General features: G+C 61.8%; 14 protein-coding genes. 7 read left to right on the top strand and 7 right to left on the bottom strand.

Annotated features, from left to right (window positions below; all coding sequences use genetic code 11):
• Positions 1-2: 2 nt before the first annotated feature.
• The 4 genes from AABA34_RS11620 to rpsF form a co-directional block, all read right to left on the bottom strand.
• Positions 3-1,463 carry an AMP nucleosidase gene (locus AABA34_RS11620; protein WP_338302766.1) on the bottom strand — a complete coding sequence of 487 codons (1,461 nt, stop codon included), beginning with the start codon at positions 1,461-1,463 and terminating at the stop codon, positions 3-5.
• A gap of 136 nt (positions 1,464-1,599) precedes the next feature.
• Positions 1,600-2,220 (bottom strand): 50S ribosomal protein L9, encoded by a 621-nt coding sequence (gene rplI / locus AABA34_RS11615; RefSeq protein ID WP_252258003.1) that lies wholly within the window; start codon positions 2,218-2,220, stop codon positions 1,600-1,602.
• Between the two features lie 13 nt (positions 2,221-2,233).
• Positions 2,234-2,458, bottom strand: a complete 225-nt coding sequence (gene rpsR / locus AABA34_RS11610; protein WP_034954295.1) for a 30S ribosomal protein S18 — start codon at positions 2,456-2,458, stop codon at positions 2,234-2,236.
• Positions 2,458-2,823, bottom strand: a complete 366-nt coding sequence (gene rpsF / locus AABA34_RS11605) for a 30S ribosomal protein S6 (RefSeq protein ID WP_034954294.1) — start codon at positions 2,821-2,823, stop codon at positions 2,458-2,460. Before rpsF ends, rpsR begins: the two co-directional genes overlap by 1 nt.
• A gap of 208 nt (positions 2,824-3,031) precedes the next feature.
• Here rpsF and AABA34_RS11600 point away from each other — a divergent pair, with 208 nt between their 5' ends.
• Together AABA34_RS11600 and AABA34_RS11595 are read left to right on the top strand one after the other, a co-directional pair.
• Positions 3,032-3,976, top strand: a complete 945-nt coding sequence (locus AABA34_RS11600) for a DUF808 domain-containing protein (protein WP_338302765.1) — start codon at positions 3,032-3,034, stop codon at positions 3,974-3,976.
• Positions 3,976-4,620: a glutathione S-transferase family protein gene (locus AABA34_RS11595; RefSeq protein ID WP_338302764.1), complete on the top strand. Its 645-nt coding sequence runs from the start codon at positions 3,976-3,978 to the stop codon at positions 4,618-4,620. The genes AABA34_RS11600 and AABA34_RS11595 overlap by 1 nt, the downstream gene beginning before the upstream one ends.
• Here AABA34_RS11595 and AABA34_RS11590 read toward each other — a convergent pair.
• The 3 genes from AABA34_RS11590 to AABA34_RS11580 are packed head-to-tail and all read right to left on the bottom strand — an operon-like array spanning position 4,617 to position 7,906.
• Positions 4,617-6,149: a class I adenylate-forming enzyme family protein gene (locus AABA34_RS11590; protein ID WP_338302763.1), complete on the bottom strand. Its 1,533-nt coding sequence runs from the start codon at positions 6,147-6,149 to the stop codon at positions 4,617-4,619. The genes AABA34_RS11595 and AABA34_RS11590 overlap by 4 nt on opposite strands.
• Before the next feature lie 30 nt (positions 6,150-6,179).
• The gene (locus AABA34_RS11585) at positions 6,180-6,461 is read right to left on the bottom strand and encodes a hypothetical protein (protein ID WP_338302762.1); all 282 of its coding nucleotides are present in this window, start codon (positions 6,459-6,461) and stop codon (positions 6,180-6,182) included.
• Entirely contained in the window at positions 6,458-7,906 is a 1,449-nt protein-coding gene (locus AABA34_RS11580; protein ID WP_445083732.1) for a Mur ligase family protein, read from the bottom strand. Before AABA34_RS11580 ends, AABA34_RS11585 begins: the two co-directional genes overlap by 4 nt.
• 30 nt (positions 7,907-7,936) lie before the next feature.
• On the opposite strand from AABA34_RS11580, the gene AABA34_RS11575 reads away from it, so the two are divergent.
• From AABA34_RS11575 to AABA34_RS11555, 5 genes are all read left to right on the top strand, one after another.
• Complete coding sequence (locus AABA34_RS11575; protein ID WP_338302761.1) at positions 7,937-8,767, top strand: LD-carboxypeptidase; 831 nt, start codon at positions 7,937-7,939, stop codon at positions 8,765-8,767.
• 27 nt (positions 8,768-8,794) lie between these two features.
• Positions 8,795-9,733: an ACP S-malonyltransferase gene (gene fabD / locus AABA34_RS11570; protein WP_338302760.1), complete on the top strand. Its 939-nt coding sequence runs from the start codon at positions 8,795-8,797 to the stop codon at positions 9,731-9,733.
• On the top strand, positions 9,733-10,482 hold the full coding sequence (gene fabG, locus AABA34_RS11565) for a 3-oxoacyl-[acyl-carrier-protein] reductase (protein ID WP_338302759.1): 750 nt from the start codon (positions 9,733-9,735) through the stop codon (positions 10,480-10,482). Before fabD ends, fabG begins: the two co-directional genes overlap by 1 nt.
• A gap of 171 nt (positions 10,483-10,653) precedes the next feature.
• On the top strand, positions 10,654-11,781 hold the full coding sequence (gene dnaN / locus AABA34_RS11560; protein WP_338302758.1) for a DNA polymerase III subunit beta: 1,128 nt from the start codon (positions 10,654-10,656) through the stop codon (positions 11,779-11,781).
• The gene (locus AABA34_RS11555) at positions 11,778-12,200 is read left to right on the top strand and encodes a hypothetical protein (protein ID WP_338302757.1); all 423 of its coding nucleotides are present in this window, start codon (positions 11,778-11,780) and stop codon (positions 12,198-12,200) included. Before dnaN ends, AABA34_RS11555 begins: the two co-directional genes overlap by 4 nt.
• The last annotated feature ends 4 nt before the right edge of the window (positions 12,201-12,204 follow it).

Here is a 12,204-nt window from a genome sequence, read left to right as displayed (position 1 = left end):
GCTTACCTGAACGGCGGTTCGTTGAAGGCGCGCAGTTTGCGCGAGTGCAGGCGGTCGCCTTCGTCGCGCAGGCGCTTGACCGCTTCGAGGCCGATCTGGAGGTGGGCGGCGATTGCTTCCTCGTAGAACTTGTTGGCCTGACCCGGGAGCTTGATTTCGCCGTGCAATGGCTTGTCTGAGACGCAGAGCAGCGTGCCGTAGGGCACGCGGAAACGATACCCTTGCGTGGCGATGGTGGCGCTTTCCATTTCGATCGCGATGGCGCGGCTTTGCGAGAACCGCTTGGCCGAACTCGAATAGAGCAGTTCCCAGTTGCGGTCGTCGGTGGTGACAACGGTGCCGGTACGCATCCGTTGTTTCAGGTTTGCACCCTGTACGCCCGAGACTTCCTCCGCCGCTCCGGCCAAAGCCTGCTGCACTTCGGCAATCGGCGGGATCGGAACCTCTGGCGGGAGGACGTTGTCGAGCACGTGATCATCGCGCAGGTAAGCGTGAGCGAGAACGAAATCGCCGATCTTCTGGCTTGAACGCAGACCGCCGCAGTGGCCGATCATCAGCCATGCGTGCGGGCGCAGCACGGCAAGGTGATCGCAGATCGTTTTGGCGTTGGAAGGGCCGACCCCGATGTTGACCAGCGTGATGCCCCGGCCATCCTCCCGAATCAGGTGATAGGCGGGCATCTGGTGCTTGCGCCAGGCGGTGTCGGAAAGCTGTTCATGCGCATTGTCGACGCATTCACGGATGTCGAGCCCACCCGCTCCGGTCAGCGCATGATAGCCGCCGCCATTGTCCTTGGCGCAAATCTGCTGTGCGCCCCAGTTCACGAATTCATCGACATAGCGGTGATAGTTCGTAAACAGGATGAAGTCCTGAAAGTCCTCGACCTTGGTACCCGTGTAGTGCGCCAGCCGCGCCAGCGAATAGTCGGTGCGCAGGCCGTCGAACAGCGACAGCGGCATGTCGGCATCTTCGTCGAACTCGATCCCGTCAGCCAGTTCGTCGCCGATCAGCGAAAGGTCGGTGGAGGGGAAGTACTTGGCGATTTCCTGCGGTGCGATGCCGACCATCGCCGCGCCTGCTTCCCCGTCGAGCACATAGGGGAACGGGATTTCCTGACGCGAACGCTCAACGGTCACGTCGATTTCATACTCGGCGGAGATCAGCTCGAGCTGTTCGGTAAGGTAGGGGGCAAACAGATCGGGCCGCGTGATCGTGGTGGTATAGGTGCCGGGCAGGTCGAGCCGGCCGAACGCACGGCTGCGATCTTGCGGATCGCCGCCTCCAACACCGGCTCCCGAATAATGCAATGTCAGCTGCGGATAGGCGTAGCTGCCGTCGTGGCGCTTGCGTTCGGGCGGGATGGTGCCGTCGCGGCCAAAGGCGATGACATCTTCACGCAGGGTCGCGACCGCGTCCGCATAGTGTTGTTGCAATTGTTCGAGAATGGTGGGGATTGGGGTCATGCAGTGGTCCTAATTCCTGTTTGCGTATGATTCAAAGACGGCTTCGCACAATTTGCGAGGCCTTGTTACAAAAAGGGCGCGGGGATCATGCCGATCCACGCGCCCGATTTGAATGCGTTGGTTGAAGCCGAGCCGATCAGGCGTCGCCTTCTCCGTCTTCTGCGCGTTCTTCGAGCAGTTCGGCGGGGATTTCGCCCGGCTCAAGGTTGGGGTCGATGCGATTCGCTTCGGCCTGTTCCTCGATTTCCTTCTGCTCTTCTTCGAAGATCTGCGCCAGCACGTCGACGCCTTCGCTCTGCAGCTTCGCTTCGTCATCCGAACGGGCGACGTTCGCCTTGACGGTGACGTGCACTTCCGGGTGCAGGGCGACAGTCACATCGTGCATGCCGATCGACTTGATCGGCGCGCCCATGATGATCTGACGCTTGTCGATTTCGAAGCCCTGTTCGACCAGACCGGCAACCATGTCGCGGACGTTGACCGAACCGTAGAGCTGCCCGGCGTTCGAAGCAGCGCGGATAAGCACGACTTCGGCGCCTTCCACCTTCTTGCCGAGGCCTTCTGCGACGACGCGCTTCTCGGCGTTTTCCTTTTCGAGGCGTTCGCGGTTGGCTTCGAAGACCTTCTTGTTGGCTTCATTGGCACGCAGGGCCTTCTTCTGCGGGAGCAGGAAGTTGCGGGCGTAGCCGTCCTTGACGGTGACGACGTCACCGATGGTGCCAAGCTTCTCGATGCGTTCGAGGAGGATGATATCCATTTTCTTTCTCCCCTTACTTCACGATGTACGGCAGCAGGCCGATGTGACGCGCACGCTTGATCGCCTTGGCGAGCTCACGCTGCTTCTTGGCGGAAACGGCGGTGATGCGCGAAGGCACGATCTTGCCACGCTCGGACATGAAGCCCTGAAGCAGGCGCACGTCCTTGTAATCGATCTTCGGGGCGTCCTTTGCCGCGAACGGGCAGGACTTGCGGCGGCGGAAAAACGGGCGGGCCATCAGTCGCGCTCCTCACGGGTTTCGCGGCGCTTACGCTCGCGTTCGTTCTTGCGCATCATCACGCTCGGGCCGTCTTCGTGCTCGTCGACACGGATGGTCATGTAGCGGATGACGTCTTCGTTGATGCGGGTCTGGCGCTCGAGCTCAGCGACGACCGAGCCCGGTGCGTCGATGTTGAGCATCACGAAATGCGCCTTGCGGTTGCGTTCGATCTTGTAGGCGAGGGACTTGAGGCCCCAGGTCTCGGTCTTGAGGACCTTGCCTTCGTTCGCTTCGACGATTTCGGTCGCCGCGGCCGCCAGCGCGTCAACCTGGGCCTGCGAAAGGTCCTGACGCGCGAGGAAGACATGCTCGTAAAGAGCCATTCTTCGCGTTCCTTATACTGCTGCCGATCGCTGGCTTGTCCGCGGCCTATTGGCTGGTGCGGGGCCCCTCCGGCTTTCTTCCAAACACCGCTCCCGGACGGAACGGATGCGCGCACATAGCGGGTTTGGCCGTGAATGCAAGTCTTGTGCGAAGGCCTTAGGCGAGGCAGTCGGCGTTCTTGATACCCATGAACAAGGAACAGGTGCAATGCCATCAGGTCTGGTCGCGCTGCTTGACGATGTTTCGGTAATCGCGCGCGCCGCAGCGGCTTCGGCCGATGATATAGCGGTTTCGGCGAGCAAGGCCGGGTCAAAGACCGCAGGCGTGGTGATTGACGATGCCGCCGTCACGCCGAGCTACGTCACCGGGCTTTCGCCATCACGTGAACTGCCGATAATCTGGGCAATCACCAAGGGAAGCCTGTTCAACAAGCTCGTTATCCTGCTGCCCGGTGCGATCCTGCTTTCGGTTTTCGCGAACTGGCTGATCATCTGGATACTGATGCTGGGCGGCGCCTTCCTGTGTTACGAGGGCGCTGAAAAGGTGATGGAAAAGCTGGGCGGGGCGAAGCACGGCAAAACCGTCGCGGACGAGATCGCCGATCCTGTCGCTTTCGAAAAGCAACGGGTGGCCGGGGCGGTGCGCACCGATTTGATCCTGTCGGCGGAAATCATGGCGATAACGCTGAGCGAGCTCGATCTGCCGACATGGTGGGAACAGAGCATCGCGCTGGCTCTGGTGGCCGTGATCGTTACTGTCGCGGTCTATGGCGCGGTCGCACTGATCGTGAAGATGGATGATGTCGGGTTGCGGATGCTCCGCGAAAGCGAGGTCACCAATATTCGCCGCCTGGGTGTCTTCCTGCTGCGAGCGATGCCAAGGCTGCTGGTCGCACTTTCCTTTGTCGGGACCATCGCGATGCTTTGGGTCGGTGGCGGCATCATCGTCCACGGTACGCACGAAGTCGGCTTTCACCTGCTGTATGATGCGGCGCATGGCGCGGAACACTGGGTTGCGGGCGTGACGGGCGCGCTTTCCGGCGTAGCGGGCTGGGCCACCTATGCGGCGGTTTCGGGGGTCATCGGGCTCGTTCTGGGCGCTATCATCGCCTACGTCCTGCACAATATCATCGGCTATGAGGGAGCGCACTGATGACGGACAGGCCCATTCTATACACCTGCGCCCGTTCGAGGGGGCTGCGCGCCACCTGGGCGGCGGAGGAAGCCGGGGTGGATATCGACCTCAAGATCCTGCCGTTCCCGCCGCGCTATCTCGCGCCCGATTATCTGGCGTTGAACCCGCTCGGCACGGTTCCGATGCTGGTGGATGGCGAAACGCGGATGACGGAAAGCTGCGCCATCGCGCATTATCTGGCGACGCGTTCGGGCTACACCGATCTAGCGATTGCGCCGGGGGAGCCGGATTACGGCGAATATCTCGATTACACCTACCACGCCGATGCGACGATCACTTTCCCCCAGACCGTGTACATGCGCTTTGCCATATTCGAGAAGGACAAGGGCTGGGCCGAGGCAGGCCACGCCTATGCCAAGTGGTTTCACAAGCGTCTGGTGAAGATCGAGGAGCGGCTGAAGGACAGGGAGTTCCTGTGCGCCAACCGCTTTACCGTCGCCGATATCTGCGTCGGCTATGCGCTGATACTGGCTGAAAGCGTGGGGCTGGACGATGGCGTGCCGGAAAGCCTGAAGGCGTACCGAAAGCGGCTTACGCAGCGTGAAGCGTATCTGAAGGCGTTCGAGCGTGAGGAAGCCGGGCGCAAGGCGCTGGCAAGCTAGGCAGCCTGATCGGGCGACACCGGCCTTGCCGACAGTTCACGCCGCAACAGCTTGCCGATGGGGTCGCGTGGCAGCTGATCGACGAATTCGATGTATCGTGGGCGCTTGTAGCCTGCGATTTGTCCCTTGAAACGAGCGGTGATTTCTTCGCGGGTGAGTTCCATGCCCGGTTTCAGCACGACGAAGGCTTTCACCGCTTCACCCCATTGCTTGTCCGGGACGCCGCAGCAGCCAGCGTCTGCGACTTCGGGCATGGTGGCAAAGATTGCGTCGACTTCTGCCGGATAGACGTTCTCGCCGCCGGTCTTGATCAGCTCCTTGGCACGGCCCAGCAGATATCCCAATCCGCGCTCGTCCATCGTGCCGAGGTCTCCCGTTCGCAGCCAGCCATGGCCAAGCGCCGCCTCGCTTGCTTCGGCGTTGCGCCAGTATCCGAGCATGACCGAAGGGCCGCGCAGGCACAGCTCGCCTTCCTCTCCCGGTGGCAGGTGGTTGCCCTCCGGATCGAGAACGGTCATCTCGACATGGGGCATCGCCCATCCGATCGAGCGCGGATGCTCCAGCATATCGGGATAATCGATGAAGGTGGCAAAGCCGCACACTTCGGTCTGGCCATATCCGCCGACGACGCGGACGTCCCAATCCTTCTCGATGAATTCGTACATTTGCGGGCGACCCATACCTGCGCCGCCGGTGTAGTTGGTGAGCGGCATCACCCCGTTGCGGATCGGCTCCATCGCAACCCAAGGGAAGCTGATGGTAGGGAAAGCGCTGGTGGTGGTGCAGCTTTCGCGGTGGAGCAGATCGAGAATCGCCGCATTGTCATCGTCGCGGCCTGCAAACACGCTCGTTCCCCCGCAGGCCAGCATCGCCGCGACCTGCTGCATCCCCACGACATGGAACAGCGGATTGACCGAAAGCAGGCGTTCTTCTCGGGTAAACCCGCGCCGCACACAGAATCCCAAGGCCGATGATGCAACCGCGCTGCCCGCTTGAAGGCAGCCCTTGGGCCTTCCTGTCGTGCCGCTGGTGTACATCATGTAGACCGGACGCTCAGGCGCGAGTTCCGGCATGGTGAGCGGAGCCTGCGGCGTCGTCACCATTGTTTCGAATGCGCCCTGCGGATCATGGCGCTCGTCCACTTCGATCACTTCACCGGCCTCGGCTTCAGCCAGCAGGTGGGTGAAGCGGGGATTGGCAAAGGTCATTGCGGGTTCGGCATTGCTGCAAATCCACGCAATTTCGCCCGGAGCAAGCCGCCAGTTGAGCAGGACGGAAATCGCTCCGATCCGGGCTGCGGCGAGCAGGGTGGTGAGATAGGGCGCACCGTCGGTAAGCAGGATCGCGATGCGGTCCCCCGGCCCGATCCCCTTTGCCAGCAGCCAATGCGCCAGATGCCCGACCCTGCGATCGAGTTCACCATAGGTCAGCCGCTGAGTACCATCGACGGTGGCTTCGCGTTGCGCATGTTGGGTGGCGCAGGCCCTCAGCAGGGTTTCGAGAGAGAAGTCGCGCGGGTGCATTGGCATAAGACTATCTCCCGGCAAGGTGCCGCTCCATCAGCGATTTTGAGGATTATCGAGCTGGCTGCCGCATTTGCCGCATGTTCGGTTGGGCCAGGGGACGACCATCAGTCCGCGAAAGAACAGGTTCTTGCCGCATACCGGGCAATTCATCCGCAGCATCCGGGCATTGGCCAGCACGAGGCCAACAATCGCGATTCCAAAGGCAATCGTGGAATGGCCCGCGAATTGCTCAACCGTCAGGACAAACAGTATCGCCAGCACCAGCGCCCCGGCCATGAACCACGCATGTCGCCTTGCGCGTTCGTAAATGCTCACCCCAGCCGCTCGAAAATGCTCTTTGCGAAAGTGCTCAGCGTATCGTCGCGCGCACCCATGATCGCGATGCGATCGCCGGGGCGGGCAAGCTCGATAATGCGATCACCGCAGGCCGCGCGTTCGGGAACATGCTCGGCGCTCGCGCCATGCTTCCGGATGAGATTGATGATCCGCTCTGTCCCCTCGCTGCGATCGACAGTGCCGCCGAAATACACCGGATCGCACATGATGGTGATGTCGTCCGGGCCGAGTTCGCGTGCGAAGGTTTCTGCCAGTTCATCGCCCATCTGGCGCAAGGGGCCATATCCGTGAGGCTGGAAAAAGGCGATCACGCGGCCTTCCGTCGCCTTCAGCGTGCGCAGCGTTGCCGCGCATTTTTCGGGGTTGTGCCCGAAATCGTCGATCACCGTGATGCCCGAAGCAGTCGTGCCCACCAGATCGAACCGCCGCGCCAGCCCCTTGAAACTGCCAAGCGCATAGGCGGCGGACCTTGCCTCGATCCCCGCCGCGCTTACCGCAGCGATCGCCGCAAGCGCGTTGGAGAGATTGTGCAGGCCCGGCATCGGCAGGATCAGGGGGAACATCTCGCGGCTGCGATTGTCGATCACCGCCGCCCGGATGCCGAACGTGCTCTGTTCGATGGAGTCCGGCTCCACCGTGATGTCGGCGCGGGGATCATTGATCGCAAAGCTGACGGCTTCATCCGCGCGCGGGGCAAGAAACCGAGCTTCTTCATTGTCGAAATTGATCACGGCGCAGCCCGCCTCGCGAACATAGTCACCAAACAGCTTGCGCAATTCCTCGATCGATTTGTGATCAAGGCTGACATTGAGCAACACCGCCACCGAAGGGCGGTAGAGCGCTATTGAACCGTCGCTTTCATCCACTTCGCTGACAAAGATGCGCGGATTGCCGACACGGGCGCTGGCGAAGGGATTGTAGGCGTTGACAAAGTTCTTCATCACCGCGCCGTTCATCACGGTCGGGTCGAAATGCGCCTCTGACAGGATCCACGCGATCATGCCGGTGACGGTCGATTTGCCCGAAGTCCCGCCGACCGCAATCGAATATCCCGCCTGATTGAAAAAGGTCGAAAGCAGTTCCGCGCGGCTGAGCCTTGCGCAGCCGAGTTCTTTCGCCTTCGCTACTTCGGGGACGGTGTCCTCCACTGCGGCAGACGCGATCAGGATCTGGTCTGGCGAGCTTATGCCGCTTCCATCCTGCGGAAACAGGGTGAAGCCGTGACTGGCCAGCCATTCGAACTTTTCCGGGGTGCGTCCCTGATCGTAGGACCGGTCTGACCCGCCAACAGCGTGGCCCATTCCGTGCGCGATCTGCGCCAGCGGCAGCATGCCCGATCCACCGATGCCACAGAAAAAGAAAGGGCGCCCTTCAAGCGCGGAGGCATCGATCCCGGTCATGCCGTCATGGATATTGGCTTGCATGAAGCCTGACAAGCGCCATAGGCTGCACCCATGACGAATATCGCCATCTGCGCTCCGGCAACCCCGATCACCCGCGATCATGCGGCCGCACTGGAGGCGCTGGTGGCGGCGGAATTTCCCGATCACTCGGTGACCTTTCACGAGCAGTGCTACGCCAGCTCGGGCCATTTTGCGGGTGATGATTTGACCCGGCTGACGGCCTTGCTCGATTGCGCGAACGATCCGGCCTTTGATGCGGTGTGGTTTGCACGCGGCGGCTATGGTTCAAACCGGATTGCCGAAGCGGCGGTGGCGCGAATGAATGCGTCGGCACGGTCGAAAACCTATGTCGGCTTTTCCGATTGCGGATATCTGCTGGCCGCGCTCTATCGCGCCGGGATCGGGCAGTGCGCGCATGGTTCGATGCCCGTCAGCGCCCGCTCTGAAACAGGCCGGGAAGCGGTGCGGCGGGTGCTGCGCTGGTTTTCAGGCGACAATTCGGGGCTGGAGCCGAGCCTTGACGGGGTCACTCCGGCGGCGGCTTTCAACCTCATCACGCTGGCGATGCTGGCGCGCACTCCGATCATGCCCGATCTTTCCGGTCATGTGCTGATGGTGGAGGAGGTGAGCGAGCATCTCTACGCGGTGGATCGCTGTTTCTTCGCGCTCGCAGGCAGCATGCCGCGGCTTGCCGGGCTGCGTCTCGGCGCGATCAGCGATGTCCCCGAAAACCATGTCGAATTCGGCCAGAATGCCGAGGAAATCGCCCGTTTCTGGTGCGACAGGGCGGGCATCCGTTATCTCGGCAGGGCCGAAATCGGCCACACATCTGCCAACAGGGTTGTGCCGTTCGGGCTTGCGGGGCCAGCAGGAGCAGCCTAACCGCCGCCTCCAACAGGAGGATTCATCATGAGAGCTTTCGTTTTCCCCGGACAGGGCAGCCAGAAAGTCGGGATGGGTGTCGAACTCGCCGCAGCCAGCGCGGCCGCACGCGAAGTGTTCGAGGAAGTCGACGAGGCGTTGGGTCAGAAGCTGTCGGCGATCATGGCCGAAGGGCCGGAAGACCAGTTGACCCTTACCGAAAATGCGCAGCCCGCGATCATGGCCAATGCCATCGCCACCCTGCGCGTGCTTGAGCGAGAATTCGGAGTGATGCTGGCCGACAAGGGCGCATGCGTCGCCGGACACTCGCTGGGCGAATACACCGCGCTGTGTGCTGTGGGGGCATTCGATCTGGCCACCACCGCGCGCCTTCTGAAGCTGCGCGGACAGGCCATGCAAGCCGCCGTTCCGGTGGGCGAAGGTGCGATGGCGGCACTGCTGGGTGCCGATATCGACAAGGCGAGCGAACTGGCCGCCAAGGCTTCCGAGAAGGACATTTGCGAAGTCGCCAATGACAATGATCCGACACAAGTCGTGATTTCCGGCCACAAGAGCGCGATCGAACGCGCTATCGCCATGGTCAAGGATTACGGGATCAAGCGCGGCGTTCTGTTGCCGGTGTCAGCGCCGTTTCACTGCACTCTGATGCAGCCGGCGGCCGACCGCATGGCGGAAGCGCTGGCGGATACCACCATGAACGCATTCGCCCTGCCGCTGTTCGCCAATGTCACCGCCGCCAAGGTCTCCGATCCTGAGGAAGAGCGGGCCTTGCTGGTCGAGCAGGTGACGGGCCGCGTGCGCTGGCGCGAAAGCGTGCTGGCCATGCGTGCGGACGGGGTGGAAAGCTTCGTCGAACTGGGCGGCAAGGTGTTGGGGCCGATGATCGGCCGGATCGACAAGGAAGCGGCAACGCACAGCCTCGTCACGATGGAAGACCTCGAAGGGTTCGCAAAGGAGATCAACTGATGTTCAGGCTCGATGGAATGAACGCGCTGGTGACCGGCGCAAGCGGCGGGATCGGCTCTGCAATCGCGATTGCGCTGGCAAAGCAGGGCGCGCGCGTTGCGCTGTCAGGGTCCAATGGCTCCAAACTCCGGTCTTTCCGCGAGCAGCTGCATGAGGAATTCGGCGGCGAGCATGTCGAGATCACCTGCAACCTGTCCGACCGTGTTCAGGTCGAGGAACTGATCCCGGCGACGCTCGATACGCTGGGCGGGATCGACATTCTGGTGAACAACGCCGGGATTACCCGCGACAACCTCGGAATGCGGATGAAGGATGAGGAATGGGACGAGGTGATCGCGATCAACCTCGAAGCATCCTTCCGCCTGATGCGCGCCAGTGCCAAGCCGATGATGAAGGCGCGTTTCGGCCGCATTATCAACATCACCAGCGTCGTCGGCCACACCGGCAACCCCGGTCAGATGAACTATTGCGCGGCCAAGGCAGGCCTCACCGGCATGACCAAGAGTTTCGCTCAGGAAGTCGCCAGCCGCGGCATTACCGCCAATTGCGTGGCCCCCGGCTTCATCCGCACCGCGATGACATCCGCGCTCGATGAAAAGCAACAGGCGACCATCAACGCCCGCATTCCGATGGCGAAAATGGGCTCGGGTGAGGATATCGGTGCTGCCGTGTCGTTCCTCGCCAGCCGCGAGGCGGGCTACATCACCGGCGAAACGCTGCACGTGAACGGCGGCATGGCGATGGTCTGATCGGGAAAGAGAGGGCCGAAAAGCCCTTATCCCCAAGCGAATCCCCCCTCGCAAAGGCACAAACTTGCCCGTATTGTCGGGGGCGCTAAGGTTTTGGTGAGCATTCGGCGTTTTCAGGGCGATTCCGGCCTGTTGGCGCCACCCGGCAAGATACAACGATAGGGTAAGCTGATGAAGGCTACGATCGAACGCGCGACGCTCCTGCGTTGCCTTTCCCATGTTCAGTCGGTGGTCGAGCGCCGCAACACCATTCCGATCCTGTCCAACGTCCTGATCGACGCGAGTGACGGCGGCAGCGTGAAGGTGATGGCGACCGACCTCGATCTGCAAGTGGTCGAAACGATGAGCGCCGCCTCGGTCGAAGTGCCCGGCGCGATCACCGTCTCGGCTCACCTGCTGTTCGACATCGCCCGCAAACTGCCCGAAGGTTCACAGGTCAGCCTTGAAACCGCAGAGAACCGGATGGAGATCAAGGCCGGGCGTAGCCGGTTCAAGCTGCCGACACTGCCGCGCGATGATTTCCCGGTGATCGTCGAAGGCGACCTGCCGACCAGTTTCGAAATCCCGGCTCGCACCTTGGCCGAATTGATCGACCGCACCCGGTTTGCGATTTCGACCGAAGAAACCCGCTATTACCTCAACGGCATATTCCTGCACGTCACCGACGAAGACGAGCCGGTGCTGAAAGCCGCCGCGACCGACGGCCATAGGCTTGCCCGCTTCACGCTTGCGCGTCCCGATGGTGCAGAGGGCATGCCCGACGTGATCGTTCCACGCAAAGCGGTGGCAGAGCTGCGCAAGCTGCTTGAAGAGGCGCTGGACGGATCGGTCCAGATCGACCTTTCGGCCAGCAAGATCCGCTTCACGCTTTCGGGCGAGGGCGGTGTGGTGCTGACCAGCAAGCTGATCGACGGCACTTTCCCCGATTACAGCCGGGTCATCCCGACCGGCAACGACAAGCTGCTCAGGGTCGATCCGAAGCTGTTCTACCAGGGCGTTGATCGCGTCGCGACCATCGCCACCGAAAAGACCCGCGCGGTGAAGATGGGGCTTGAAGCGGACAAGGTGACGCTTTCGGTGACATCGCCTGACAACGGCAATGCCGCCGAAGAACTCGCTGCGAGCTACAGCAGCGAAGGCTTCGAAATCGGCTTCAACGCCAATTACCTGAAGGACATTCTCGGTCAGTTTGATTCGGCGGAAGTGGAACTGCATCTCGCCGATGCGGGCGCACCGACGCTGATCCGCGAGAACGACCAGAGCCCAGCGCTCTACGTTCTCATGCCGATGCGGGTATGATGCGCGCGGCCACGTTGACAATTGCAGCGGCGCTGGCGTTCGCTGCTCCGCTGCATGCGCAACAGGGCGAGGATTACACTCCCGCTTTCAGTGCCGAAGATGATCTCGACTGTGCGATCTTCATCGGCGCGATCATGGCCGAGATGGAAGCGGAAATGACGCCCGACAACCAGATCGGACTCACGAGCGCGCTGACCTATTTCGTCGGCCGCTACGAAGCGCAACGCGGCACCGATTTGATGCAGGCCTTTACGGATCGCTACCCCGTTTACCTCCAGCGCAATCCGGCGGAGATCGAGCAGACTTGTTCGGTCAGAATGCGGTCGTTTGCGGCTCGCCTGCAGGTCTCGGGAAGCGCCCTTACACGTCTGCAGCCGCCACGTCCTGCGCAGCAAGGCGACACCGCTCCACAGGAGTGAAACG

Source organism: Erythrobacter sp. Dej080120_24, from assembly GCF_036322605.1.
Classification (GTDB): Bacteria; Pseudomonadota; Alphaproteobacteria; order Sphingomonadales; family Sphingomonadaceae; genus Erythrobacter; species Erythrobacter aurantius.
The sequence above is the reverse complement of the archived record's forward strand: the minus strand, read 5'-3'. Positions and strand labels throughout refer to the sequence as shown.

Bases quoted from the DNA above. Each gene is read 5' to 3' on its own strand.
- AABA34_RS11620 (WP_338302766.1), bottom strand. From the start codon at position 1,463: ATGACCCCAATCCCCACCATTCTCGAACAATTGCAACAACACTATGCG.
- rplI (WP_252258003.1), bottom strand. From the start codon at position 2,220: ATGGATATCATCCTCCTCGAACGCATCGAGAAGCTTGGCACCATCGGT.
- rpsR (WP_034954295.1), bottom strand. From the start codon at position 2,458: ATGGCCCGCCCGTTTTTCCGCCGCCGCAAGTCCTGCCCGTTCGCGGCA.
- rpsF (WP_034954294.1), bottom strand. From the start codon at position 2,823: ATGGCTCTTTACGAGCATGTCTTCCTCGCGCGTCAGGACCTTTCGCAG.
- AABA34_RS11600 (WP_338302765.1), top strand. From the start codon at position 3,032: ATGCCATCAGGTCTGGTCGCGCTGCTTGACGATGTTTCGGTAATCGCG.
- AABA34_RS11595 (WP_338302764.1), top strand. From the start codon at position 3,976: ATGACGGACAGGCCCATTCTATACACCTGCGCCCGTTCGAGGGGGCTG.
- AABA34_RS11590 (WP_338302763.1), bottom strand. From the start codon at position 6,149: ATGCCAATGCACCCGCGCGACTTCTCTCTCGAAACCCTGCTGAGGGCC.
- AABA34_RS11580 (WP_445083732.1), bottom strand. From the start codon at position 7,906: ATGCAAGCCAATATCCATGACGGCATGACCGGGATCGATGCCTCCGCG.
- AABA34_RS11575 (WP_338302761.1), top strand. From the start codon at position 7,937: ATGACGAATATCGCCATCTGCGCTCCGGCAACCCCGATCACCCGCGAT.
- fabD (WP_338302760.1), top strand. From the start codon at position 8,795: ATGAGAGCTTTCGTTTTCCCCGGACAGGGCAGCCAGAAAGTCGGGATG.
- fabG (WP_338302759.1), top strand. From the start codon at position 9,733: ATGTTCAGGCTCGATGGAATGAACGCGCTGGTGACCGGCGCAAGCGGC.
- dnaN (WP_338302758.1), top strand. From the start codon at position 10,654: ATGAAGGCTACGATCGAACGCGCGACGCTCCTGCGTTGCCTTTCCCAT.
- AABA34_RS11555 (WP_338302757.1), top strand. From the start codon at position 11,778: ATGATGCGCGCGGCCACGTTGACAATTGCAGCGGCGCTGGCGTTCGCT.